This window comes from Rahnella selenatireducens, from assembly GCF_046449555.1.
GTDB classification, from domain to species: Bacteria; Pseudomonadota; Gammaproteobacteria; order Enterobacterales; family Enterobacteriaceae; genus Rahnella; species Rahnella selenatireducens.
Map to the genome: position 1 here is coordinate 12328 of NZ_JBKEZJ010000006.1, position 25200 is coordinate 37527.

General features: G+C 52.7%; 24 protein-coding genes. 14 read left to right on the top strand and 10 right to left on the bottom strand.

Annotated features, from left to right (window positions below; translation table 11 throughout):
* Nucleotides 1-17 precede the first annotated feature (17 nt).
* Nucleotides 18-905, bottom strand: a complete 888-nt coding sequence (locus ACLBVC_RS11520; protein ID WP_410149719.1) for a LysR substrate-binding domain-containing protein — start codon at nt 903-905, stop codon at nt 18-20.
* Between the two features lie 100 nt (nt 906-1005).
* Between ACLBVC_RS11520 and ACLBVC_RS11525 the strand changes: the two genes are divergently transcribed.
* A complete protein-coding gene (locus ACLBVC_RS11525) occupies nt 1006-1605 on the top strand; it encodes a short chain dehydrogenase (RefSeq protein ID WP_410149720.1) in 600 nt (199 codons plus the stop codon).
* 64 nt (nt 1606-1669) lie between these two features.
* Here ACLBVC_RS11525 and mnmE read toward each other — a convergent pair whose 3' ends face one another.
* The 5 genes from mnmE to rpmH form a co-directional block, all read right to left on the bottom strand.
* The gene (mnmE, locus tag ACLBVC_RS11530; RefSeq protein WP_410149721.1) at nt 1670-3034 is read right to left on the bottom strand and encodes a tRNA uridine-5-carboxymethylaminomethyl(34) synthesis GTPase MnmE; all 1365 of its coding nucleotides are present in this window, start codon (nt 3032-3034) and stop codon (nt 1670-1672) included.
* 104 nt (nt 3035-3138) lie between these two features.
* Nucleotides 3139-4773, bottom strand: a complete 1635-nt coding sequence (gene yidC, locus ACLBVC_RS11535; protein WP_410149722.1) for a membrane protein insertase YidC — start codon at nt 4771-4773, stop codon at nt 3139-3141.
* Between the two features lie 2 nt (nt 4774-4775).
* On the bottom strand, nt 4776-5033 hold the full coding sequence (gene yidD, locus ACLBVC_RS11540; protein WP_095924029.1) for a membrane protein insertion efficiency factor YidD: 258 nt from the start codon (nt 5031-5033) through the stop codon (nt 4776-4778).
* Entirely contained in the window at nt 4997-5356 is a 360-nt protein-coding gene (gene rnpA / locus ACLBVC_RS11545) for a ribonuclease P protein component (RefSeq protein ID WP_071823635.1), read from the bottom strand. Before rnpA ends, yidD begins: the two co-directional genes overlap by 37 nt.
* Nucleotides 5357-5374: 18 nt before the next feature.
* The gene (gene rpmH / locus ACLBVC_RS11550; protein ID WP_009637487.1) at nt 5375-5515 is read right to left on the bottom strand and encodes a 50S ribosomal protein L34; all 141 of its coding nucleotides are present in this window, start codon (nt 5513-5515) and stop codon (nt 5375-5377) included.
* 684 nt (nt 5516-6199) lie between these two features.
* Here rpmH and dnaA point away from each other — a divergent pair.
* From dnaA to ACLBVC_RS11605, 11 genes are all read left to right on the top strand, one after another.
* The gene (gene dnaA, locus ACLBVC_RS11555; protein WP_014333276.1) at nt 6200-7591 is read left to right on the top strand and encodes a chromosomal replication initiator protein DnaA; all 1392 of its coding nucleotides are present in this window, start codon (nt 6200-6202) and stop codon (nt 7589-7591) included.
* A gap of 4 nt (nt 7592-7595) precedes the next feature.
* Nucleotides 7596-8696, top strand: coding sequence for a DNA polymerase III subunit beta (gene dnaN, locus ACLBVC_RS11560; protein WP_195825566.1), 1101 nt, complete (start codon nt 7596-7598; stop codon nt 8694-8696).
* 9 nt (nt 8697-8705) lie between these two features.
* Nucleotides 8706-9794 carry a DNA replication/repair protein RecF gene (gene recF / locus ACLBVC_RS11565; protein ID WP_410149723.1) on the top strand — a complete coding sequence of 363 codons (1089 nt, stop codon included), beginning with the start codon at nt 8706-8708 and terminating at the stop codon, nt 9792-9794.
* Nucleotides 9795-9813: 19 nt separating this feature from the next.
* The gene (gene gyrB, locus ACLBVC_RS11570; protein WP_410149724.1) at nt 9814-12228 is read left to right on the top strand and encodes a DNA topoisomerase (ATP-hydrolyzing) subunit B; all 2415 of its coding nucleotides are present in this window, start codon (nt 9814-9816) and stop codon (nt 12226-12228) included.
* Nucleotides 12229-12375: 147 nt separating this feature from the next.
* Complete coding sequence (gene yidA / locus ACLBVC_RS11575) at nt 12376-13191, top strand: sugar-phosphatase (protein WP_410149725.1); 816 nt, start codon at nt 12376-12378, stop codon at nt 13189-13191.
* 307 nt (nt 13192-13498) lie between these two features.
* Complete coding sequence (locus tag ACLBVC_RS11580; RefSeq protein WP_410149726.1) at nt 13499-14197, top strand: FadR/GntR family transcriptional regulator; 699 nt, start codon at nt 13499-13501, stop codon at nt 14195-14197.
* Entirely contained in the window at nt 14194-15084 is an 891-nt protein-coding gene (locus ACLBVC_RS11585) for a 2-dehydro-3-deoxygalactonokinase (RefSeq protein ID WP_410149727.1), read from the top strand. Before ACLBVC_RS11580 ends, ACLBVC_RS11585 begins: the two co-directional genes overlap by 4 nt.
* A complete protein-coding gene (locus tag ACLBVC_RS11590) occupies nt 15068-15685 on the top strand; it encodes a 2-dehydro-3-deoxy-6-phosphogalactonate aldolase (protein WP_410149728.1) in 618 nt (205 codons plus the stop codon). The genes ACLBVC_RS11585 and ACLBVC_RS11590 overlap by 17 nt, the downstream gene beginning before the upstream one ends.
* Nucleotides 15682-16830 (top strand): galactonate dehydratase, encoded by a 1149-nt coding sequence (gene dgoD / locus ACLBVC_RS11595; protein ID WP_410149729.1) that lies wholly within the window; start codon nt 15682-15684, stop codon nt 16828-16830. Before ACLBVC_RS11590 ends, dgoD begins: the two co-directional genes overlap by 4 nt.
* A gap of 218 nt (nt 16831-17048) precedes the next feature.
* Nucleotides 17049-18344 carry an MFS transporter gene (locus ACLBVC_RS11600; RefSeq protein ID WP_410149730.1) on the top strand — a complete coding sequence of 432 codons (1296 nt, stop codon included), beginning with the start codon at nt 17049-17051 and terminating at the stop codon, nt 18342-18344.
* Nucleotides 18345-18411: 67 nt separating this feature from the next.
* Entirely contained in the window at nt 18412-19677 is a 1266-nt protein-coding gene (locus tag ACLBVC_RS11605; RefSeq protein ID WP_410149731.1) for a DUF3748 domain-containing protein, read from the top strand.
* A gap of 58 nt (nt 19678-19735) precedes the next feature.
* Here the strand turns inward: ACLBVC_RS11605 and ACLBVC_RS11610 are convergent, their stop codons facing one another.
* Nucleotides 19736-20110, bottom strand: coding sequence for a YceK/YidQ family lipoprotein (locus ACLBVC_RS11610; RefSeq protein WP_410149732.1), 375 nt, complete (start codon nt 20108-20110; stop codon nt 19736-19738).
* A 391-nt stretch (nt 20111-20501) separates the two neighbouring features.
* Here ACLBVC_RS11610 and ibpA point away from each other — a divergent pair, with 391 nt between their 5' ends.
* Both ibpA and ibpB read left to right on the top strand, forming a co-directional pair.
* Complete coding sequence (ibpA, locus tag ACLBVC_RS11615; RefSeq protein ID WP_410149733.1) at nt 20502-20912, top strand: small heat shock chaperone IbpA; 411 nt, start codon at nt 20502-20504, stop codon at nt 20910-20912.
* A gap of 118 nt (nt 20913-21030) precedes the next feature.
* Nucleotides 21031-21465 (top strand): small heat shock chaperone IbpB, encoded by a 435-nt coding sequence (ibpB, locus tag ACLBVC_RS11620; RefSeq protein WP_410149734.1) that lies wholly within the window; start codon nt 21031-21033, stop codon nt 21463-21465.
* Nucleotides 21466-21540: 75 nt separating this feature from the next.
* Here the strand turns inward: ibpB and ACLBVC_RS11625 are convergent, their stop codons facing one another.
* The 3 genes from ACLBVC_RS11625 to ACLBVC_RS11635 form a co-directional block, all read right to left on the bottom strand.
* The gene (locus ACLBVC_RS11625; RefSeq protein WP_410149735.1) at nt 21541-22791 is read right to left on the bottom strand and encodes a valine--pyruvate transaminase; all 1251 of its coding nucleotides are present in this window, start codon (nt 22789-22791) and stop codon (nt 21541-21543) included.
* Between the two features lie 129 nt (nt 22792-22920).
* Nucleotides 22921-23898 (bottom strand): glyoxylate/hydroxypyruvate reductase GhrB, encoded by a 978-nt coding sequence (gene ghrB / locus ACLBVC_RS11630; protein ID WP_410149736.1) that lies wholly within the window; start codon nt 23896-23898, stop codon nt 22921-22923.
* A 14-nt stretch (nt 23899-23912) separates the two neighbouring features.
* The gene (locus ACLBVC_RS11635; RefSeq protein ID WP_195825574.1) at nt 23913-25190 is read right to left on the bottom strand and encodes an MFS transporter; all 1278 of its coding nucleotides are present in this window, start codon (nt 25188-25190) and stop codon (nt 23913-23915) included.
* Between the last annotated feature and the right edge of the window lie 10 nt (nt 25191-25200).

The window sequence follows — 25200 nt, forward strand, 5'->3', positions numbered from 1 at the left end:
TTTTATGGAAGTAATAATCAGTAGAAATCGTTTTCTGTCATGTAGTTAATCAGGCTGTTCAGTTTCGCCCGCGGGCGAAAATCGGGCAGATAAACCACATGCACGGCGCGTGGCGTGGGAATGAAAGACTCGAGAACCGGAATAAGCCTGCCGCTGAGAATATCTTCGGCCAGCAGTACCTTCGGCTGAAGCAGTAAACCGGCACCTTCCAGCGCGGCATTGCGCAATGCATGGCCGTCGTTGGAAACATAGCGGCTGTTCACCGGCCACGCCGACGTGGTTTGCCCGGCGTTCGCCAGATGCCAGCCTTCGCTCTGATTCCAAACGGAGTGGATCAGGCACGGATGCGTTTTCAGATCTTCCGGCGATTCGGGTGTGCCGTTGCGTTGCAAATACTCCGGCGAAGCGCAAATCACCATCTCGTAGGGTTTCAGCGGTCTGGCGACCAGCCGGTCATCCCCAATTTCACCAATACGGATGGCGAGATCGAAGTTTTCGCCAATCAAATCGACGCGGGCATTGCTCAGCACCAATTCCACTTTGACCTGCGGGTAGAGATTCAGATAGCGGGCGAGCATCGGTGCAATCACGCTTGAACCTAAGGACACCGGCGCACTGACGCGCAGCAATCCGGTGGGCACGCTTTGCAGACTTTCCATCGCATTTTCAGTGGCTTTCATCTGCTCCAGCACTCGTTTGCCATTTTCGTAAAACACATCACCGGCATCGGTCAGGCTTTGCTTGCGGGTTGTGCGCTGCAAAAGCCGGGCATTCAGATGTTTTTCCAGCTGCTGAATATGCTTGCCGACCATCACCGCTGAAATCCCCAGTTTTTCGGCCGCGCTGCTAAAATTTCCTGATTCGACCACGCAGATAAAGACTTCAATATTCCGCAGCTTATCCATATTGCTAACCCAGAGTTAGGACAGAACAAATATTGTAAGTCTATATCTAACTTTTAGTTTGGTTAATGATGAGCCGGTACACAAAATCGAGGAATGAAAAATGAAAATTTTAGTCATTGGCGGCACGGGCACATTGGGCAAAGCAGTGGTCAGCGCATTAGGCGACATCCATAACGTCATCACCGCAGGCAAAACGCGCGGCGATTTTCAGGTGGATATTACCGATGAAAGCAGCGTGAAAGCGCTTTTTGCTCACACCGGTAAACTCGATGCGATTATTTCCACGACCGGCAGCCTGCATTTTGGCCCGCTGGAAGTAATGACGGCAGAACAGTTTAATACCGGTTTGCAGGATAAACTGCTCGGGCAGGTGCGTATCGCGCTGATCGGCAAAGCGTTTCTTAACGATGGCGGTTCAATCACATTGACCAGCGGTATCGTTGCCGACGAGCCTATCCGACAGGGCGCAAATGCAACGGCAGTAAATGCTGCGGTAGAAGGTTTTGTGCGTGCCGCCGCGATTGAATTGCCGCGAGGCCTGCGCATCAATGGCGTCAGCCCGACGGTGGTTGAGGAGTCTCTAGAAGGTTACGGCCCGTTCTTCCCGGGCTTTGAAGCTGCTCCGGCGGCGCGCGTGGCAAAAGCCTATGTGCGCAGCGTGGAAGGTGCGCAAACCGGGCGAATTTATAAAGTCTGGTAATATAACATTATGAATTTCATGAAAAAGCCCGCACGTTAGCGGGCTTTTCTGAATTTTCCGGTCATTATTTCCCGATACAGAAACTCGAGAAAATACGGCCCAACAAATCGTCGGACGTGAATTCACCGGTGATTTCACTCAGCGATTGCTGCGCCAGGCGCAACTCTTCCGCCAGCAATTCACCTGCCCATGCGCCAAGCAGCTGATCTTTACCCTGAACCAGATGCTGCGCAGCATCTTCCAGCGCCTGCAAGTGACGACGACGGGCAAGGAATCCGCCTTCCATGTTGTGATTAAAGCCCATCACCTGTTTCAAATGATCGCGCAGCAAATCCACGCCGTCGCCGGTGCGGGCAGAAAGGCGAATAAGTGAGTGACCATTCACTTCGGTTTGCCCCAGCGCTTCGCCGGTAATATCGGCTTTATTACGTACCACGACAATAGGCAGGGAAGCCGGAAGGTGGGCCATAAACTCCGGCCAGATCTCTGCGGGTTCGGTGGCTGTCGTTGTCGTGCCATCAACCATAAACAACACTAAATCTGCCTGTTCAATCTCATTCCACGCACGTTCGATGCCAATACGCTCAACTTCGTCGCTGGCTTCACGCAGTCCGGCGGTATCGATTATGTGCAATGGCATACCGTCGAGGTGAATATGCTCGCGCAGAACGTCGCGCGTGGTGCCCGCGATATCGGTCACAATCGCCGCTTCGCGACCGGCCAGCGCATTCAGCAGGCTGGATTTACCGGCGTTAGGGCGGCCGGCAATCACCACTTTCATCCCTTCACGTAACAGGCTGCCCTGACGGGCTTCAGCACGGACGGCATCCAGATCGCCCATCACGGTGTTGAGTTTGGCTTCGATTTTGCCGTCAGAAAGGAAGTCGATTTCTTCATCCGGGAAGTCGATCGCCGCTTCGACAAAGATTCGCAGGTGAGTGAGTGCTTCCACCAAATGATGAATACGCTGCGAGAAAGCGCCCTGAAGCGAGTTCACTGCCGAGCGTGCGGCCTGTTCTGAACTGGCGTCGATCAGATCGGCGATGGCTTCTGCCTGTGCCAGATCCAGCTTATCGTTGAGAAATGCACGTTCAGAAAACTCGCCCGGACGCGCGATACGCACATTGTCCAGCGCGACAATCCGCTTGAGCAGCAGGTCGAGAATGACCGGGCCGCCGTGGCCTTGCAGCTCCAGTACGTCTTCGCCGGTAAAGGAGTTCGGGCCGGGGAACCACAGCGCAATCCCCTGATCCAGCGTGCTGCCGTCTGCGTCCTGAAACGGCAGGTAATCGGCATAACGAGGTTTTGGCAGCTTACCTAAGACAGCCTGTGCCACATCACGCGCCGCACGGCCGGAAATGCGCAAAATGCCAACGCCACCGCGACCGGGAGGTGTTGCCTGGGCAATAATGGTATCTGAGGTACTCATAGCAATTGTCTCTTTCTGAATATGCAAAAAGGCGGTCTCGATGACCGCCTTCGTGTCTTAATCATGAGTGTAGCGGTCAGGACGGGAAACGCCCTGACGCGGACTTATGACTTTTTCTTGTCGCGGCTGTGCAGGCCACGCTTTTCCAGCCCGCGATAAATCAGCTGCTGCTGGAGAATGGTTACCAGGTTACTGACGATGTAGTACACCACCAGACCGGACGGGAACCACAGGAAGAACACGGTGAAAATGACCGGCATGAAGGTCATGATTTTCTGCTGCATCGGGTCAGTGACGGTTGTCGGCGACATCTTCTGAATGAAGAACATCGTGATACCCATCAGAACCGGCAGAATGTAGTACGGATCTTGCGCTGACAGGTCATGGATCCACAGGATGAACGGCGCGTGGCGCAATTCGATGGAACCAGACAGCATGTAATACAGTGCCAGGAAGATAGGCATCTGAATAACCAGCGGCAGACAGCCACCCAGCGGGTTCACTTTCTCAGACTTATACAGCGCCATCATTTCCTGACTCATGCGCTGTTTGTCATCACCGATACGTTCACGCATCGCGGCCAGTTTCGGCTGCAACATACGCATTTTCGCCATCGACGTGTACTGAGCACGGGTCAGCGGGTACATGATACCGCGCACGATGAAGGTGATAACAATGATTGAGAAGCCCCAGTTGCCGACGAAGCTGTTGATGAATTTCAACAGTTTGAACAGCGGCTGAGAGATGAACCACAACCAACCGTAATCAACAGTCAGGTCAAGGTGTGGCGCGATAGCGGCCATTTTGTCCTGAATTTCCGGGCCCACCCACAGGATTGAAGCAACCTGCTGTTGTGCGCCAGGAGCAACGGTAAACGGTGCGCCTTTAAAGCCAATCGATGAGATACCGTTGTTGGTCGTCGTGAAGAACGTGTTGGTGTCCTTCGCTGACGGGATCCACGCCGTTGCAAAATACTGCTGCAACATAGCAACCCAACCGCCCTGTGTGGTGACATTCAGCGCTTCGCTCTTATCGAACGCATACTTCTGATATTTGTCATCACTTGAGGAGTAAGCCGCGCCACGGAACGTATGCAGAGCAAAGTTATTGCTGCCAGTATCGCGGTGCTTAGGCAAATCTGTGGTTTGTTTGAGCTGGCCAAACATGGTCAGTTCAAGCGGGGCAGCCGTGGTGTTGTTGACGTTGTACTCAACATTCACCGCATAGGAGCCACGTTTGATCACGAAAGTTTTGGTAAAGATGGCACCGTTTTGAGCCGTATAGGTCATCGGGATGCGCAGTTCAGACTGGCCTTCTGCCAGGGTGAACGAATCCGAGCTGGCCTGGAACAGAGGACGTTCGCCGTTCGCCGGATTATCTGGACCATTTTTACCTGTCAGACCGCTTTGTGCCTGATAGATGAAATTAGGAGTGGTTTCCAGTAACTGGAAAGGCTGGTCAGAGCCCAAAGATGTAGGGTAAGCAGTCAGAAGAGCCTGCTCAATATCGCCACCACGGGTGTTGATCGTTAATGACAGCACATCACTGTTAACTGTAATTAATTTGCCCTGTCCGCTACCAGGAACAGCCTGGTTAGCAGCATCACCGTTTGCAGTGTTCGCAGTCTGTTGCGTGGTCTGGTTGGCGGGTTGCGGAGCGTGGTCCGTTTGCCATGCCTGCCAGATCATGAAAGACACGAACAGCAGAGCGATGAGGAAAAGATTGCGTTGCGAATCCATCGTTAGTGTTCTCTGTTATTGTCGGTTTTCGGCGGTACGGGGTCATCACCACCTGGGTTCAAAGGATGGCATTTTAATACGCGTTTCAAAGTCAACCAACTGCCTTTTAACATGCCAAAACGACCAATTGCCTCAATACCGTATTGAGAGCAGGTTGGTCGAAAGCGGCAATGTGGCCCGAGCAACGGACTGATGAATAACTGATAACCACGTATCAGTTTAATCAGGATGCGGGAGCCTGTCGGCAATGTCGACGCCATAATTTCTCCAACGCTTCCGTCAGCGCGCGATTATCTAAATCGGCGACACCCTTCTTGGCGACCACCACAAAATCCATCGACGGCAGCGTATGCTGATTCAACCGGAAGCTTTCGCGGGTTAGGCGTTTGATCCGATTGCGTTCATGTGCGCGTTTGACGTGTTTTTTTGCGACGGTGAGACCGATGCGGGGATGCCCCAGCTCGTTCAGGCGGCCGAGTATGGTGATTTGCGGCGTGCCAGCCCGTTGTGGCTGCTGGAAGACGAAAGTGAAATGACGGGGAGTTAACAAACGTAACTCCCTGGGAAAAGCGAGCTTAACCACTAAATAGGTTAGCTTTTATTACTTAGAAGCTGACAGACGTGTACGGCCTTTCGCACGACGGCGAGCCAGAACCTGACGACCATTTTTGGTGGCCATACGAGCACGGAAGCCGTGGCTACGGTTGCGCTTCAATACGGACGGTTGGAAAGTGCGTTTCATGGCGATTTCTACCTAAACTTAAATTATTACTGATCAGTAAACGCGAAGACATTTCGGCGAAAATACGACCGATGCCTTTGTCGCAACATATAAAGAAGCGGGATTGTAATAACTGTACAGTCCTGAGTCAATTTACATTGCCAGAAATGGCTCAAGTGTTTACCAGAATGGCCCGTGGTCACACCGCAATATCCATCTGGTTATGACCATCAGGAACACAGGCTTCACACGTAGGGCTGAGGATTATACGGACTCTGCCATAAATCGCAAGGATCCTCGGCTGATCCTTATCCACAGGGGTGAGATCTTTCTCTCAACACGACGAAAATAGCGTCAGCGGACTCCTATTTTTTCACCAGAGTGATGATTACATCGCCTAATTTTAAAAGGATCGGCTAAGCTTACCCACTTGTCGATCAGTGCCTGTGGATAAAAAGGATCTAAACTCTCAGGAAGGGGAGGATCTCTGTGAAGGATTGCGTTATGATCCGCCATTCCGATCGCGATCCCCGCACGGGTGCTTTCGACAAAAACCGTAAAAAGCGGTTCACACGTGACTTTACGCCACTGACAGGGTGGTGAGAGAAATTTCCCCCATTGCGGGCGGAACGTGTGCCAAAAATCATGATTTAAAAAATATCCTGATCCTTTTCTTTTTTGATACTTGTTCGAGTGGAGTCCGCCGTGTCACTTTCGCTTTGGCAGCAATGTCTTGCCCGTTTGCAGGATGAACTACCTGCCACAGAATTCAGTATGTGGATACGCCCCCTACAGGCGGAACTCAACGACAATACGCTGGCGCTTTACGCTCCGAATCGTTTTGTCCTGGATTGGGTTCGTGACAAATACTTAAACAATATTAACGGCTTGCTTAACGATTTCTGCGGCACGGATGCTCCGTTGCTGCGTTTTGAAGTCGGCAGCAAGCCGGTGATTCAACGCGTCAGTCAACCTGTCGCGGCCAGCGTCAGTTCGCAGGCTGCGCCCGCTATTCCTCGCCTGGCTCCGTCCCGCCCAAGCTGGGACAGTTCTCCGGCTCAGCCCGAACTTTCTTACCGTTCTAACGTTAACCCGAAACATACTTTCGACAACTTTGTTGAGGGTAAATCAAACCAGCTGGCTCGCGCGGCGGCGCGTCAGGTGGCTGATAATCCGGGTGGCGCTTACAACCCGCTTTTCCTTTATGGCGGCACCGGTTTGGGTAAAACCCACTTATTGCACGCTGTCGGCAACGGCATCATGGCGCGCAAAGCCAACGCAAAAGTGGTGTACATGCACTCTGAGCGTTTTGTGCAGGACATGGTAAAAGCCCTGCAAAACAACGCCATTGAAGAGTTCAAACGTTACTACCGTTCAGTCGATGCCTTGCTTATCGATGACATCCAATTCTTTGCTAATAAAGAACGTTCGCAGGAAGAGTTTTTCCACACCTTTAATGCCCTGCTGGAAGGTAATCAGCAAATCATCCTGACCTCTGACCGCTATCCGAAAGAAATCAACGGTGTTGAAGATCGTCTGAAATCGCGTTTCGGCTGGGGGCTGACGGTGGCGATCGAGCCGCCAGAATTAGAAACCCGCGTGGCGATCCTGATGAAAAAGGCTGACGAGAACGATATCCGTCTGCCGGGCGAAGTGGCGTTCTTTATTGCTAAACGTCTGCGTTCCAATGTGCGTGAGCTTGAAGGCGCACTGAACCGCGTCATTGCCAATGCCAACTTTACTGGCCGTGCAATTACCATCGACTTCGTTCGTGAAGCGCTGCGCGATTTGCTGGCGCTTCAGGAGAAGCTGGTCACTATCGATAATATTCAGAAAACAGTGGCCGAATATTATAAAATCAAGGTCGCTGACCTGCTCTCCAAACGGCGTTCCCGTTCGGTAGCCCGCCCACGCCAGATGGCGATGGCGTTGGCGAAAGAGCTGACCAACCACAGCCTGCCAGAAATCGGCGATGCGTTCGGTGGTCGGGACCATACCACGGTGTTGCACGCCTGCCGGAAAATCGAGCAGTTGCGTGAAGAAAGTCACGACATCAAAGAAGATTTCTCCAATTTAATCAGAACATTATCTTCCTAGCGCTATGAAATTTATTGTTGAACGTGAGCATTTGCTGAAACCACTGCAACAGGTCAGTAGCCCGCTGGGTGGACGACCAACGTTGCCAATTCTGGGTAACCTGTTATTGCAGGTGACGGATGGCGCGTTGTCGCTGACCGGGACGGATCTGGAAATGGAGATGGTGGCGAAAGTCGCGCTGTCTCAGCCACATGAAGCCGGGGCGACCACCGTTCCTGCGCGTAAATTCTTTGATATCTGCCGTGGATTGCCAGAAGGCGCGGAAATTTCCGTCGCACTAGACGGTGACCGCATGCTGGTTCGTTCAGGCCGCAGCCGTTTTTCGCTGTCGACCCTGCCGGCAACAGATTTCCCTAATCTTGACGACTGGCAAAGCGAGGTGGAATTCACACTGCCGCAGGCCACGTTGAAACGTCTGATTGAAGCCACGCAGTTTTCCATGGCGCATCAGGATGTCCGTTACTATTTAAACGGCATGCTGTTTGAAACCGAAGGTGAAGAACTGCGTACCGTGGCGACCGACGGTCACCGTCTGGCCGTTTGTTCGATGCCTATCGGCCAGTCATTGCCTTCGCATTCGGTGATCGTGCCTCGTAAAGGCGTGATGGAACTGGTGCGTTTGCTTGACGGCGGCGACACTACGCTGCAATTGCAAATCGGCAGCAACAACATCCGTGCGCACGTCGGTGACTTCATTTTCACGTCCAAGCTGGTTGATGGCCGTTTTCCTGATTATCGCCGCGTGTTGCCGAAAAATCCGGACAAAACGTTGCAGGCGGGTTGCGACCTGCTAAAACAGGCCTTTGCCCGTGCGGCCATTCTTTCTAACGAAAAATTCCGTGGTGTACGTTTGTACGTCAGCCATAACCAGCTGAAAATCACCGCCAATAACCCGGAACAGGAAGAAGCAGAAGAAATTCTGGATGTCGGCTACGAAGGCACCGAAATGGAAATCGGCTTCAACGTCAGTTATGTGCTGGATGTGCTCAACGCGCTCAAGTGCGAAGATGTGAATCTGCTGCTGACCGACTCGGTATCCAGCGTACAGATTGAAGATGCTGCGAGCCAGTCGGCCGCATACGTTGTCATGCCGATGAGGCTCTAGTCTGAATTAATGGCCTTAACGCGCTTACTGATAAAAGATTTCCGCAACATCGAGGCGACGGATTTAGATCCCTCGCCGGGTTTTAACTTTCTCGTCGGTCCCAACGGCAGCGGTAAAACCAGCGTGCTCGAGGCGGTGTATACCCTCGGGCATGGCCGCGCTTTTCGCAGTTTGCAGGCCGGACGCGTAATTCGCCACGATCAGCCTGAATTTGTGCTGCATGCGCGGGTTGATGACGGCGGCGATCGTGAATTATCGATTGGCCTGAGCAAAAGCCGTCAGGGTGACAGTAAAGTGCGCATCGACGGCAGCGACGGACATAAAGTGTCTGAACTGGCGCAGATGTTGCCGATGCAACTTATCACGCCCGAAGGCTTCACCCTGCTCAATGGCGGGCCGAAGTACCGGCGGGCGTTTATCGACTGGGGTTGTTTCCACCACGATCCCGGTTTTTTTATCGCCTGGAGCAACCTGAGACGGTTACTCAAGCAACGCAACGCCGCGTTGCGACAGGTGAGTCGCTATGCGCAAATTCGTGCCTGGGATCAGGAACTGATCCCGTTAGCCGAGCGTATTAGCGAATGGCGGGCGGCATACAGCGCAGCGATCGCGGCTGATATCAGCGCGACCTGCGCGCAATTCCTGCCTGAATTCGCCCTCAGTTTTTCTTTCCAGCGTGGATGGGACAAGGAAACCGAGTACGGCGAGTTGCTGGAGCGTAATTTTGAACGCGACAGAGCCTTAACCTATACCGCATCAGGTCCGCATAAAGCGGATTTCCGCATTCGTGCCGACGGCACGCCGGTGGAAGATTTACTGTCCCGTGGGCAGCTGAAATTACTGATGTGCGCGCTCCGGTTAGCGCAGGGTGAGTTTCTCACCCGACAGAGCGGGCGGCGTTGCCTGTATCTTCTTGACGATTTTGCCTCCGAGCTGGATGCCGACAGACGTCGGTTGCTGGCGGATCGCCTCAAAGCCACCCAGGCACAGGTTTTTGTCAGTGCGATAAGCGCTGAACAAGTGACCGACATGATGGGTGAAAAGGGCAAGATGTTCCGCGTGGAACAAGGTAAAATAGCCGTTCTATCACAGGACTAAAAATGAGCGAGAAACGTTGATGTCGAATTCTTATGACTCCTCAAGTATCAAGGTATTAAAAGGGCTGGACGCGGTGCGTAAGCGCCCCGGCATGTATATCGGCGATACCGATGACGGCACTGGTCTGCACCACATGGTATTCGAGGTTGTGGACAACGCTATCGACGAAGCCCTCGCGGGCCATTGTTCAGAGATTCAGGTCACGATCCACGCAGACAACTCCGTCTCCGTGCAGGATGATGGTCGTGGTATTCCTACCGGCATTCATGAAGAAGAGGGCGTTTCTGCTGCTCAGGTCATCATGACCGTTCTGCATGCTGGCGGTAAGTTCGACGATAACTCCTACAAAGTTTCCGGTGGTCTTCATGGCGTGGGTGTTTCCGTCGTTAACGCCTTGTCGGAAAAACTGGAGCTGGTTATCCGCCGCGAAGGCAAAGTGCACACCCAGACTTACGTGCACGGCGAGCCACAAGATCCGCTGAAAGTGATCGGCGATACCGATCAGACCGGAACCACGGTGCGTTTCTGGCCAAGCTTCCAGACCTTCACCAATAACACCGAATTCGAATATGACATTCTGGCTAAACGCCTGCGCGAACTGTCATTCCTGAACTCCGGTGTCGCAATCCGTTTGCTCGACAAACGCGATGGGAAAAACGATCACTTCCATTACGAAGGCGGTATCAAAGCGTTCGTGGAATATCTGAACAAGAACAAAACGCCAATTCACCCGACCGTATTTTATTTCTCCACGGTGAAAGATGATATCGGCGTTGAAGTTGCGTTGCAGTGGAACGACGGCTTCCAGGAAAACATTTACTGCTTCACCAACAACATTCCACAGCGCGATGGCGGGACTCACTTAGCCGGTTTCCGTTCGGCGATGACCCGTACCCTTAACGCCTACATGGATAAAGAAGGTTACAGCAAGAAATCCAAAATCAGTGCCACCGGTGACGATGCCCGTGAAGGCCTGATTGCTGTGGTTTCCGTAAAAGTTCCGGATCCTAAGTTCTCTTCTCAGACCAAAGACAAACTGGTTTCTTCCGAAGTGAAAACCGCGGTTGAAACGCTGATGAACGAAAAACTGGTGGATTATCTGATGGAAAACCCGTCAGACGCCAAAATCGTTGTCGGTAAAATCATCGACGCAGCGCGTGCCCGTGAAGCGGCGCGTAAAGCACGTGAAATGACCCGTCGTAAAGGCGCACTGGATCTGGCAGGTTTGCCGGGCAAACTGGCGGACTGTCAGGAACGCGACCCGGCTCATTCCGAACTGTACTTAGTGGAAGGGGACTCAGCGGGCGGCTCTGCAAAACAAGGCCGTAACCGTAAGAACCAGGCGATTCTGCCGTTGAAAGGTAAAATCCTCAACGTTGAGAAAGCGCGCTTCGACAAAATGCTGTCTTCTCAGGAAGTGGCGACGCTGATCACCGCACTGGGTTGTGGTATCGGCCGTGACGAATACAACCCGGACAAACTGCGCTATCACAGCATCATCATCATGACCGATGCCGACGTCGATGGTTCACACATCCGTACTCTTCTGCTGACCTTCTTCTACCGTCAGATGCCTGAAATTGTTGAACGTGGTCATGTGTTTATCGCACAGCCGCCGTTGTACAAAGTGAAGAAAGGCAAGCAAGAACAGTACATTAAAGATGACGAAGCAATGGATCAGTATCAGATATCCATTGCGATGGACGGTGCGACGCTGCACGCCAACGCGCATGCACCGGCACTGGCGGGCGAACCGCTGGAAAAACTGGTGGCTGAACATCATAGCGTGCAGAAAATGATTGGCCGTATGGAACGTCGTTATCCACGTGCGCTGCTCAACAACCTGGTTTATCAGCCGACGCTGGCCGGTACTGAACTGGCCGATCAGGCTAAAGTTCAGGCGTGGATGGAGTCGCTGGTGGCGTTGCTCAACGAGAAAGAGCAGCACGGCAGCAGCTACAGTGCCATCGTGCGTGAAAACCGCGAGCACCAGATTTTCGAACCGATTCTGCGTATCCGTACTCACGGCGTAGACACCGATTACGATCTGGATGCTGATTTCATTCAGGGCGGCGAATACCGCAAAATCTGTACACTGGGTGAAAAACTGCGTGGCCTGATTGAAGAAGATGCGTATATCGAACGTGGCGAACGCCGTCAGCCAGTGACCAGCTTCGAGCAGGCGCTGGAATGGCTGGTGAAAGAGTCCCGTCGTGGTCTGTCGATTCAGCGTTACAAAGGTCTGGGCGAAATGAACCCTGATCAGCTGTGGGAAACCACCATGGATCCTGAGCAACGTCGCATGTTACGTGTGACCGTGAAAGATGCCATTGCCGCTGACCAGTTATTTACGACGCTGATGGGCGATGCGGTTGAACCGCGCCGCGCCTTCATCGAAGAAAACGCCCTGAAAGCCGCCAATATCGATATCTGATGAACGTCTGATTGGGTCTGCTGAAAAAGTCCGAAACGGGAAACCGCTTCGGGCTTTTTTTTCGTCTGTTGTCCCCCGCATTCTGGCTGGCTTTAGCCCGGCATGTCGCTTAGCATTGAGGAAGATTTTTCAAACTCTGAGGATGCTATGGCTATTGAATTAATTGCAATTGATATGGACGGGACATTGCTCAATCCGCAGCATGAAGTGACACCTGCCGTAAAAAAAGCGTTATCCGATGCGCGTGCGAAAGGTGTGCAAATCGTTCTGGCGACAGGCCGTCCATTTATCGGCGTGCAGCGTTATCTGAAAGAACTGGATTTGCAGCAGGAAGGTTGTTACTGCATCACCAATAATGGTGCGCTGGTTCACAATGCGAAAGATGGCAGCGTGATCGCCGAAATATCCCTCAAAATTGAAGATTATCACTACTTTGAGCAACTGGCGCGTGAGCTTGGCGTGCATTTCCATGCGCTGACCAAAACTGACCTTTACACCGCGAACCGTCATATCAGCAAATTCAGCGTGCATGAATCCTTCACGACCGGCATTCCGCTTCAGTACTGCCCGGCGGAAGAAATGGATGCCTCCCTGACCTTCCCGAAAATCATGATGATTGATGACCCGGAAGTGCTGGATCGCGCCATCAGCCAGCTTCCGCAGGAAGCCAAAGATCGCTATACCGTCATGAAAAGTTCACCGTATTTCCTGGAGATCCTCGATAAACGCGTGAATAAAGGCGAGGGCGTCAAAGTGCTGGCCGAAAAACTGAGCATTCCGCGTGAAAACGTCATGACGCTGGGTGACCAGGAAAATGACATCGCGATGCTGGAATATGCCGGACTTGGTGTCGCGATGGGCAATGCGCTCGACAGCGTAAAAGCCGTAAGCCAGTTCGTCACCAAAACCAATACTGAAGACGGTGTGGCGTTTGCCGTGAACAAGTTTGTGCTGGGCCAGTAATTTCCTTTCCTGATAAAAATCGTCTGTTTCTGTGAAGGGAAACGGACGTTCTTTCTGCCGTGATCGCTGTTTCCTCCCTTTCTGATTAACCTCTCACGCCCTTTCTGACGTTTTTTTCCGCAATTCCGCCCGCTTTTATCTCTGTGTTGTCCGTTTTGTGATCTGAATTGTAGTACAACTATTATAAATGGTACTACCATGCGCTCAATGTGAGAGTGAAGTATTACAGGATTGTGCAGCAATCCCAAGACCTGAATGCGCCGGAGCGGTAAAGTACATTGTTTATTCTTTCAGCCCAGGAGCATTTATGAACTCATCTGAACTCAGCAAAACCGATCGTCTTGTCATTGAAATGGGGCAGCAAATCGTGAGCGGGAAATACATTCCCGGCGCGGCGCTGCCTTCTGAAATGGAGCTTTGCGAACAGTTTGATACGTCACGCAACATCATTCGTGAAGTGCTGCGTTCGTTAACGGCGAAACGGTTAGTGGAAATTAAGCGCTACCGGGGTGCGTTCGTCTGCCCGCGTAATCAGTGGAATTACCTGGATACCGACGTCTTGCAGTGGGTTCTGGCCAGTGATTACGACCCGCGTTTAATTGCGGCGATGAGCGAAGTGCGCAATCTGGTCGAACCGACCATTGCGCGCTGGGCGGCAGAACGGGCGACATCTGGCGAACTGGCGGTCATTGAAGACGCGCTCAACAGCATGATTGCCCATCATCAGAATCGCGATGCGTTTAACGAAGCGGATATCCGCTTCCATGAAGCCGTGCTGGCCGCGGTGCATAACCCGGTTTTACAGCAACTGAGTATCGCCATCAGCTCGCTACAACGGGCGGTGTTTGAAAGAACGTACATGCCGGATGACAGCAATATGCCGCTGACACTGCGTGAACATCAGGAATTGTTCAACGCAATCCGGCACCAGGATGCCATTGCAGCTGAGCAGGCGGCCATGAAAATGATTGCCTCTTCGACGAAACGACTCAAGGACATTACATGACAGCAAGCTATATCGCGCTCGACTGGGGTTCAACCAACCTGCGCGCTTTCTTGTATCAACAGGGGAAATTAACCGCACACATCCGTTCAGAACGTGGGATCACCCGGCTGGACGGCACCACGCCTCAGCAGATTTTCAGCGAAGTGATTTCGCCGTGGCTGTCTTTGAATCTGCCCGTGATTATGGCGGGCATGATTGGCAGTAACGCTGGCTGGGTCGATGTTCCTTATCTTTCCGCGCCGGTAAATATTGATTCTCTCGGTCAGCATCTTTTTCCGGTCGAAGCCACCCTGCCGGTAAAAGCCTGGATTGTGCCGGGGATCAGCTTCAATCGTGACGATAACTGCAACGTGATGCGCGGCGAAGAAACACAGCTCCTGGGCGCCTATGACGAATCTCCCACCTCCTTATATCTGATGCCCGGTACGCACAGTAAATGGGTACATGCCGATGGCAGCAAAATTTGTGATTTTCGCACCGCGATGACGGGCGAACTTCACCATCTCCTGATGAATTATTCGCTGATCGGCAAAGGTCTGCCTGAACAGCAAAACTCTGCGGACATCTTCCGTCAGGGGCTCGAATCCGGTTTTCGTCAGCCTGAAATCACGGGGCGCTTGTTTGAAGTCCGCGCTGCGCATGTGCTGAACAGGCTGGCGAAAACGGCGGTCAGCGACTGGCTTTCCGGCCTCCTGATCGGCAGCGAAGTCGCGCAGATGCTCAGCCATTTTGGCGGTGAACATCGCATCACCGTTATCGGGAATCCACTGTTAACTGGCCGCTACGCACAGGCGCTCGATCTGGCCGGTATTGGCTGGCAGGCCCTCGACGGCGATCAGGCTTTTCAATCAGGTATAAGGAGAATTGTGAATGCAATGGGCAACTGAAATTCCACTGATCGGTATTTTGCGGGGGATCCGCCCTGAGGAAGTGAACACGCATATTTCGGCGCTGCTCGACGCCGGTTTTGACGCCATCGAAATACCGCTCAACTCGCCGGACTGGCGAAAAAGTATTGCGCTGGCGGTCGAAAATTTTGGCCAGCGTGCGCTGATGGGTGCCGGAACCGTGCTGAAACCGGAACAGGTCGACGAACTGCATTCGCTGGGAAGCAAACTGGTGGTCACGCCAAACACCTGCCCGGACGTTATCCGCCGCGCGGTTGAACGGGGCATGACCGTTTGCGCGGGATGCGCGACGGCCACCGAAGCATTTAGCGCGCTGGATGCCGGTGCGCAGGCGCTGAAAATCTTCCCTTCTTCCGCTTTTGGCCCCGACTACATCAAAGCGCTGAAAGCCATACTACCGCCGGATGTGCCGGTATTTGCCGTCGGCGGCGTCACGCCTGAAAACCTTTCAGTTTATCTGAACGCCGGTTGCGCCGGTGCCGGGCTGGGCAGTGATTTGTATCGCGCAGGCCAGACGCCTGAAACTACCGCGCAGAAGGCTAACGCATTTATCAAAGCCTATAAGGATGCAACGCAATGAAAGTCACCAAACTGACCACCTACCGCTTAGCCCCGCGCTGGATGTTTTTGAAGATTGAGACGGACGAAGGCATTACTGGCTGGGGCGAACCGGTTATTGAAGGGCGCGCGCGCAGCGTGGAAGCCGCGGTTCATGAGCTGAGTGAATATGTTATCGGGCAAGATCCGGCGCGTATCAACGACATCTGGCAAACGCTGTATCGCGGCGGATTCTATCGCGGTGGTCCGATTCTGATGAGCGCGATTTCCGGTATTGATCAGGCGCTGTGGGATATCAAAGGCAAAGCGCTGGGCGTTCCGGTTTATCAGCTTCTGGGCGGTCTGGTGCGGGACAAAATCAAAGCCTACAGCTGGGTCGGTGGCGACAGACCGTCTGAACTTATTGATGGCATTAATAAATTACGCACAATTGGTTTCGATACCTTCAAGCTTAATGGCTGCGAAGAAATGGGCATCATCGAAAACGCCCGTCAGGTCGATGCCGCGGTATCACAGGCGGCGCAAATCCGCGCTGAGTTCGGCAATGAAATTGAATTTGGTCTGGATTTCCACGGTCGCGTCAGCGCGCCGATGGCAAAAGTGCTGATCAAAGAGCTCGAACCGTATCGCCCGTTGTTTATTGAAGAACCGGTTCTGGCCGAACAATCCGAATATTATCCGCGCCTTGCCGCACAAACGCATATTCCGATTGCCGCCGGTGAACGCATGTTCTCGCGCTTCGATTTCAAACGCGTGCTGGCCGACGGTGGCCTGGCGATTGTTCAGCCTGATTTATCCCATGCAGGCGGCATTACCGAGTGCTTCAAAATTGCTGCAATGGCAGAATCTTACGACGTTGCCCTCGCGCCACATTGTCCGCTTGGCCCGATAGCTCTGGCCGCGTGTCTGCATATTGATTTCGTTTCGCGCAATGCCGTACTTCAGGAACAAAGCATGGGGATTCATTATAACCAGGGTGCTGAATTACTGGATTACGTTATTAATAAAGACGACTTTAAAATGAATGATGGATATTTCTATCCTTTAAATAAACCGGGCTTAGGCGTCGAAATAAACGAAGAACTGGTGATTGAACTCAGTAAAAATGCTCCTGACTGGCGTAACCCGTTGTGGCGTTATTCTGACGGTGCCGTCGCTGAATGGTAATTTCCGTCATCTTTCAAACGTTTTCTGTGTCGGCTTCTTTCATTCACCAAGGTCACTTATTTAATTAAGCTCCCAGGGATTCTTTCAATTGCCGGCTTGATAACGTTCGAATGATTTAAGGTAATGATTTAAGTGATTACAAACATTAAATAATCAGGGCAATTTCTGAGTCACCCTTACGCCTGTTATTATAGGATAACCATTAATAGGAAATAAAAATGGATACCACCCTACAAGTCAGACCGACAAAAAGACGTTATATCACCTTGCTGATGATCTTTATTACTGTGGTGATTTGTTATGTTGATCGCGCGAATCTGGCCGTCGCGTCTGCCCATATTCAGGAAGAATTTGGCATTAGCAAAACGCAGATGGGCTATATATTTTCTGCTTTTGCGTGGACGTATACCGCCTGCCAGATCCCCGGCGGCTGGTTTCTCGACAGATTCGGGTCGAGAGTCACCTATTTTATTGCCATTTTAGGCTGGTCCATCGCCACCTTATTTCAGGGTTTTGCCGGCGGATTAGCTTCACTGATTGGTCTGCGCGCCGTGACGGGCATGTTCGAAGCACCGGCTTTCCCGACCAATAACCGCATGGTTACCAGCTGGTTCCCGGAGCAGGAACGTGCATCTGCCGTGGGCTTTTACACCTCTGGTCAGTTTGTCGGATTAGCTTTCCTGACGCCGCTGCTGATCTGGATCCAGGAGATGCTGAGCTGGCACTGGGTCTTTATCATCACCGGCGGTATCGGGATTATCTGGTCCGTGCTGTGGTTCTGCATTTACCAGTCTCCGCGTAAAAGCAAAGGCGTGAATGCTGAAGAACTGGAACATATCCGTGCCGGTGGCGGGTTAATTGATGGCGATACGCAAGCGGATAAGAAAACGTCCGTGCCGTTTACGGCGTCTGACTGGAAACTGGTTTTTAACCGCAAACTGGTCGGCGTGTATTTAGGGCAGTTCGCGGTGGCTTCCACGCTGTGGTTTTTCCTGACATGGTTCCCCAATTATCTGACACAGGAAAAACACATTGCCGCGTTGACCGCTGGCTTTATGACGACCGTGCCGTTCCTGGCTGCGTTCTTTGGCGTATTATTATCCGGATTAGTGGCCGACAAACTGGCTCGCAACGGTAAATCCATTGGCTTTGCGCGCAAATTGCCTATTATCAGCGGGCTCCTGTTATCCACCTGTATTATGGGCGCGAATTATACCAATGATCCGATGTGGATAATGATATTAATGGCACTGGCTTTCTTTGGTAACGGGTTTGCCTCAATTACCTGGTCGCTGGTTTCCTCTCTTGCTCCGGTGCGATTAATCGGATTAACGGGCGGCGTATTTAATCTTGCGGGCGGTTTGGGGGGAATTACCGTGCCCTTAGTCGTCGGATATTTAGCGCAGGATTATGGCTTTGCACCATCATTAATTTATATTTCCGCCGTGGCTTTGCTGGGGGCGATTTCTTATATATTCCTCGTGGGTGAAGTGAAACGCGTCGGCGATATCTGACGATTGTCTCTGCTGTCTGCCTGTCGTAGTCTTAGCCCATTCCAATAAGGTATGGGTTTTTTCACACATGAACGAAAAACAGTTAACTTCCGATGCCAGCGGGCATCAGTTGACCAACATTAATGTCTGGACGCCGGACAGCCAGTGGTTGGTGTATGACGTGCGTCCGCACGGTGGCTCTTTCACCGGTTCGACCATTGAGCGTGTGAATGTGAGAACCGGCGAGACGGAAGTCCTTTATCGCGCCGGTGAAAATGCTCATGTGGGCGTGGTGACTGTCAGCCCGGACCAGCCTGCCCGTTATGCGTTTATTCATGGCCCGGAAAACCCGGACGCAAGCTGGCAGTATGATTTCCATCATCGCCGCGGTGTAATTGTCTCTGAGCCGCAGCGCGCGCAGGCCGTGACGTTAGACGCGATGGACATCACCGCGCCGTTTACACCCGGAGCTCTACGTGGCGGCACGCATGTTCATGTTTTCAGCCCTGACGGCTCCTGCCTAAGCTTTACCTACAACGACCATGTTTTGCATGAACTGAACCCTGCTCTGGATATACGCAACGTCGGCGTCGCCTTATCTGCACACTCTGTCACGCCGCCAAAGCATCATCCCCGCGAATACGATGGCAGCCATTTCAGCGTTCTGGTCAGTGAAACCACCGCGACGCCACAGCCTGGCAGCGACGACATCAACCGCGCTTATGAAGAAGGCTGGATCGGTCAGAAAGGCTACCTCAAACCGGACGGCAATTGTCAGCGCCGGGCGCTGGCTTTCATTGGCGACACGCTATCCACCAGCGGAGAAAAGCATCCGGAAATTTTCGTGGTGGATCTGCCGGAAGACGACGCGGATTACCTGAAGGTGGGGGAAAAACCGTTGCAGGGAACGCCGGACACGCTGCCTGCGCCACCTGCGGGTGTTAAACAGCGACGTATTACGTTTACTGAAAAAGGCATCGCCGCTCACCCGCGTCACTGGTTGCGATCTTCACCAGACGGCAGCCAGATTGCGTTTCTGATGAAAGATGAAAAAGACGTGGTGCAGTTCTGGACGGTATCGCCCAATGGCGGCAAACCGGTGCAGATCAGCCATTCGGCCAGCGGAATTCAGTCGGCGTTTAGCTGGAGCCCGGACGGAAAATCGGTGGCGCTGGTATGCGATAACAGCGTGATGCGCCTTGATGTGGAAAGCGGAGAAATGGACCGGCTGACCGGAAGAACGGAAATCGCGCCGTGCGCGGATGCCGTAGTGTATTCGCCCGACGGCAGCCAGATAGCTTTTATGCGTCAGGTAGGGGAATTTGCGCAAATCTTCGTGACGGCCAGCCGCTGAGGTTTTACCTAACCGGCCGGTCTGGCCGGTTTCACTTCCTCAGGCTGAGGCTGAGTTTTTATTTATGCGTTGAGGATTTCTGCGTGCGCGGCGTCGTGGTCATCGGCGGAACGTGATCGATATCGACCCCGTTGCTCAGCGCAATGTTGTGCTCTTCGCTGGCTTTGACGCGGTCGCGCGTCGTGACCTTTCCGCTGCGATAATAATCATAAGGCAGCAAAACCGTATCGAGTAAGGCGCTGAAAGGCAAATCCAATAACAGCAGCGGGGTCATCGCCCAGCTGGTGTCGTCGCTTTTCATCATGTTTACATCTGCGCGTGCGCCGGAATAATACCCGGTATCGCCACCGGTATGGCTCATGACGCTGGAACAGCCGCTCGTCGCTAAAAAAACACATCCTGTCATCAGCGGCGTTAATACAAATTTCTTCATGATAGAACTCATCTTATGCTGTCAGGCTGAGCTTTTACGTCAAAGTGACTTATACCACTCAGCACAAAAAATTAACAAAGCAAGCTGTAGCTCTGTGGCTGCGATCCCATTAAGTGTAATTACTATTTGAAATCTTGCAGGAAACCGCCTGCTGTCCCTGGCTTTTCGCCCTCGCAATATTTGTATTCTGACGCCCGCAGTCCAAACGAAAACAAATTTTTTGTCTTTTTCTTGCGAATGCCCACTTGAAATACTCTCTTTCATCGCCATTTTTAATGTACGACGCAGGGGAACGATCGCCGGAAGGGATCGTGAATATAAACTGCGCCGCGAGCCTGTCCCATCCGGAAGGCTATATACATACACTCGCTGAATGTCAGGAGAAGTAGTAATGCGTAATTTTGATTTATCACCACTATACCGCTCTGCAATTGGTTTTGACCGTTTATTTAATCTTATCGAATCGGGTCAGAATCAGGGTGGCGGCTATCCTCCTTATAATGTTGAATTGGTTGACGAAAACCATTACCGGATTGCCATCGCAGTAGCGGGATTTGCCGAATCTGAACTGGACATTACAGCGCACGACAATATGTTAGTGGTCAAAGGCGCGCATGCACCGTCTGACGCTGAACGCACATATTTATATCAGGGCATTGCTGAGCGTAATTTCGAACGCAAATTCCAGCTGGCCGAACACATTCAAATTAAAGCGGCCAATTTGTCGAATGGTTTGCTGTATATCGATCTGGAGCGCATCGTTCCTGAAACGTCAAAACCACGGCGTATCGAGATCCGCTAAGCGTTTATAAAGACAACGCACAAATGAAAAAGTTTAGGCTCGCCGTCAGGGGGCTGAACCGTCACACCCAAATCGGGCGACGGATTAATTAATCTCGCTTCAAAGAAGGAGTTACACCATGCGTAATTATGATATTTCCCCATTACTTCGTCAGTGGATTGGTTTTGATAAATTAGCCAGCTCAATGCAGGGCGGCGATCAGGCTTTTCCTCCGTACAATATTGAGAAGTCTGACGACAATCATTACCGCATTTCGCTGGCACTGGCCGGTTTCCAGCAGAGTGAGCTGAACATTGAAGTGGAAGGCCCGCGTTTAACCGTCAGCGGCACTCCGGCTCAGCAGGAAACAAAAGTGGAGTATTTGCATCAGGGGTTAGTGATTAAGCCTTTCACCCTGAGCTTCACGCTGGCAGAGCACATGCATGTGTCGGCCGCCGAGTTTGTAAACGGCCTGCTGCACATCAATCTGGTGCGTGACGTACCGGAAGCTTTGCAGCCACAGAAAATTGCGATCGGCACCGAGAAACCTGCACTGGAGAATCAGACAGCGTAATCCGGCACGGTTGGTAAAAACGAAAACAGGAGGGCAAATGCCCTCCTGTTTTCTTATGCCAGTCGCCCGGAAAAATTAATTTTCGGCGTGCGCTTTCTCGACTTCTTCCGCCAGAATTTTCACGCCGCGTTCAATCTGTTCGGCGTCCGGCACGTAGTTCATGCGCATGCACTGATGCGTGTGTGCCCACGGATGCTCCAGCCCCGGGAAGAAATAATCCCCCGGCACCATCAGCACGCCGCGCTGTTTCAGGCGCTGATACAACACTTCAGTAGTAATCGGCAGATCCTTAAACCACAGCCACAGGAAAATCGCGCCTTCCGGTTTGTGGATCAGGCAACGCTCTTCCGGCAGATAGCGGCGCAGCGTGGCGATGGTTTCCTGCACGCGCTGAGAGTAAAACGGCTTGATCACGTTTTCTGACAGCTTCAGCAGGTCACCACGGGCAATCATTTCTGTGGCGATGGCAGGCCCGACGCTGCCGGGCGACAGACTGATAATCCCGTTCATGTTGCTGATCGCTTTGATGATTTTCTCATCGGCAATCACGATGCCGCAGCGAGAACCCGGCAGGCCGAGTTTCGACAGGCTCATGCACAGAATAATATTCGGATTCCACAGCGGTGTTGCGTCGGTAAATACGATACCTGGGAACGGCACGCCATAGGCGTTATCGATTAATAACGGAATATCTTTTTGCTGCGCCAGTGCATCGAGGCGGATCAGCTCTTCGTCGGTAATCACGTTGCCGGTCGGATTGGTTGGGCGTGAAACGCAGATCAGGCCGATGTCATCGGTGATATTCAGATGATCAAAATCGACGTGATATTTGAACTGGCCTTCGGGCAACAGTTCGATATTCGGTTTGGCGGAAACAAACAGATTTTCGTCGAGCCCGGCGTCTGCGTAACCCAGATATTCCGGGGCCAGCGGGAATAGCACTTTCGACATGCTGCCGTCGGCGCGGCGTCCTGCGAACAGGTTAAACAAATAGAAGAAGGCGCTCTGGCTGCCGTTCGTCAGCGCGATATTTTGCGCATCGAGCTGCCAGCCGAGTTCTTTCTGCAACATTTCTGCCAGTGCGTGACGCAGCACGTCCTTGCCTTGCGGGCCGTCGTAATTGCACAGCGCTTCGGTCAGCTTGCCTTCGGCCAGCATTTCCGTCAGCAGCGTCTGGAAATAATCCTGCATCTCAGGGATCTGCGCCGGATTACCGCCGCCCAACATCACAGCACCTGGTGTGCGTAAACCGTCATTCATATCGCCCATCAGGCGGGTAATGCCTGAAAAACGGGTAAATTTGTCACCGAAAGCAGAAAACGTCATAGAAAGCTTTGTATGTTATCGAAATGTGATGCCCACCATAACGCCTGAGGCAAAGCAGTGCAATCCGACCACGGGGTTTTGAATTGTCCTTCCCCTTCAAAACAACTGAAAGGGAAGGAAAGGAAGGGATTACTTTCTGAGAACTTCCGGATTCACGCAGAACTGTTTAACGTCGCCATTCAGGGCGGCGATCAGGTTATCCACCGCGCAGGCCGCCATATCGTAGCGGGTCTGATGCGTCGCTGAACCCACGTGCGGCAGCGCCACCACGTTGGGCAGGCTCAGCAGCGGGGAATCTTTCGGCAACGGTTCTTTCTCAAACACGTCCATCCCGGCACCATAAATCGTCCCGTCTTTCAGCGCTTCAATCAGCGCTGGTTCATCAATGACCGGACCACGACCGGCGCTGATCAGCACGGCGCTGGACTTCATTTTCGCCAGTTGTTCCTTGCCGATCAGATGGAACGTCTCTTTGGTCATAGGCAGCAGAATACAGACGAAATCTGATTTCTCCAGCAGTTCGTCCAGCTCACATTTGCGTGCGCCAAAACGCTCTTCCGCTTCGGTATGCTGACTGCGTGCGTTGTACAGAATCGGCATATCAAAACCGAAATGCGCACGTTGCGCGAGCGCCAGGCCGATGCGGCCCATACCAACGATGCCCATGGTTTTGTGGTGAACATCAATGCCGAACCAGTCCGGGCCGACGTTTTGCGTCCATTCGCCCGCTTTCACACGTTCGGCCAGATTCACGACGCGGCGGGCAGTCGCCAGCACCAGTGCCATCACGGTATCGGCGACCGTATCGGTCAGCGCGGTCGGGGTGTGCATCAGCGGGATTTCACGACGCGTCAGCTCTGCGACGTCAAAATTATCGTAGCCTACGGAGCTGGTGGAAACGGCGCGCAGGCGCGGCGCGTGATCCAGCAAATCTTTATCCACCCGCCCGCCTGAGCCCAGCAACCCTTCTGCGTTCTGCAATGCGTCTAAAACCTGCGCACGGTTTTCTTCAGTGATGTCATCAAATTGGGTGATGGCGAAATGCTGTTCCAGGCGTTGTTGCAGGTCTGCGGGTTGTTTCTTATACACAACGATAGACGGCTTCATCAATTACAACTCCCTCAGGTTAAGGAAACTTCTTTTTGTTTCATTTCAGATTGTCGCGGTTTTACCAGCAGGGTTAATCCTGCAGAAACCAGTAACGACACGGCCATAAAAATAAAGGAGGCTGCCGGGCTGCCAGTATTACCGTTCAGATAGCCGACAAACCAGGAACCAAAGAACGAGCCAAGCGCTCCAAGGCTGTTGATTAACGCCATTGCGCCGCCGGAAACATTCTTCGGCAGCATTTCAGGAATGATGGCGAAAAACGGGCCATACGGGGCATACATTGCCGCGGCAGCGACCACCAGTAAACTGTACGAAAGCCAGAAATTGTTTGTGCCAACGGCCCATGAACCAAAGAATGCCAGTGCGCCGACCAGTAAAAGCGGCCAGACAAATAACCGGCGGTTTTGCATTTTGTCAGAAGCCCACGACACCAGAATCATGGCGATAGTGGCCGCCAGATACGGCACGGACGACAGCCAGCCCGCTTCGACCATGCCCATCGATTTCCCGTCGCGCAAAATCGACGGCAGCCACAATACAAAGCCGTACACGCCGATGCTCCAGAAGAAATATTGCAGGCAAAGGAAAATGACGTTCCGCGAACGGAAAGCGTCGCGATAACCGCCCACCGCCTGAATACTTTTCTGCTCTTTTTCCAGCTGTTCGGCCAGCGCTCTCTTCTCCTGACTGCTCAGCCAGCTGACTTCTTCGGGTTTATCCTTGACGGTAAACCACCAGATAATCGCCCAGATCACCGCCGGAATGCCCTCGAAAATAAACATCTCCCGCCAGCCGAACGACTTAATCAGATAGCCGGAAAGCACTGACATCCACAGCACCGTGACCGGATTGCCGAGGATCAGAAACGTATTGGCGCGCGAGCGTTCGGACTTCGTAAACCAGTTGCTGATATACACCAGCATCGCGGGCATGACCGCGGCTTCCACCACGCCCAGCGCGAAACGGATCACGGCCAGCATCGGAATATCAGTGACGACACCGGTCAGCGAGGCGAACCCACCCCACAGCAAAAGGCACCAGAAAATCAGCTTTTTAACGCTGCGCCGTTCGGCATAAATCGTGCCGGGGATTTGGAAGAAAAAATAACCTAAGAAAAACAGCGCGCCCAGCAGGGACGACATGCCTTTGGTGATGCCGAGATCATCATTGATGCCCGCCGCCGATGCGAAACTGAAATTCGAGCGATCGACATAGGCCAGGCTGTACGTGATAAACACGACCGGCATGATGTACCACCACCGGCGGGCGGCGATCCCGGGCTGTTTCATGGCGATTTCT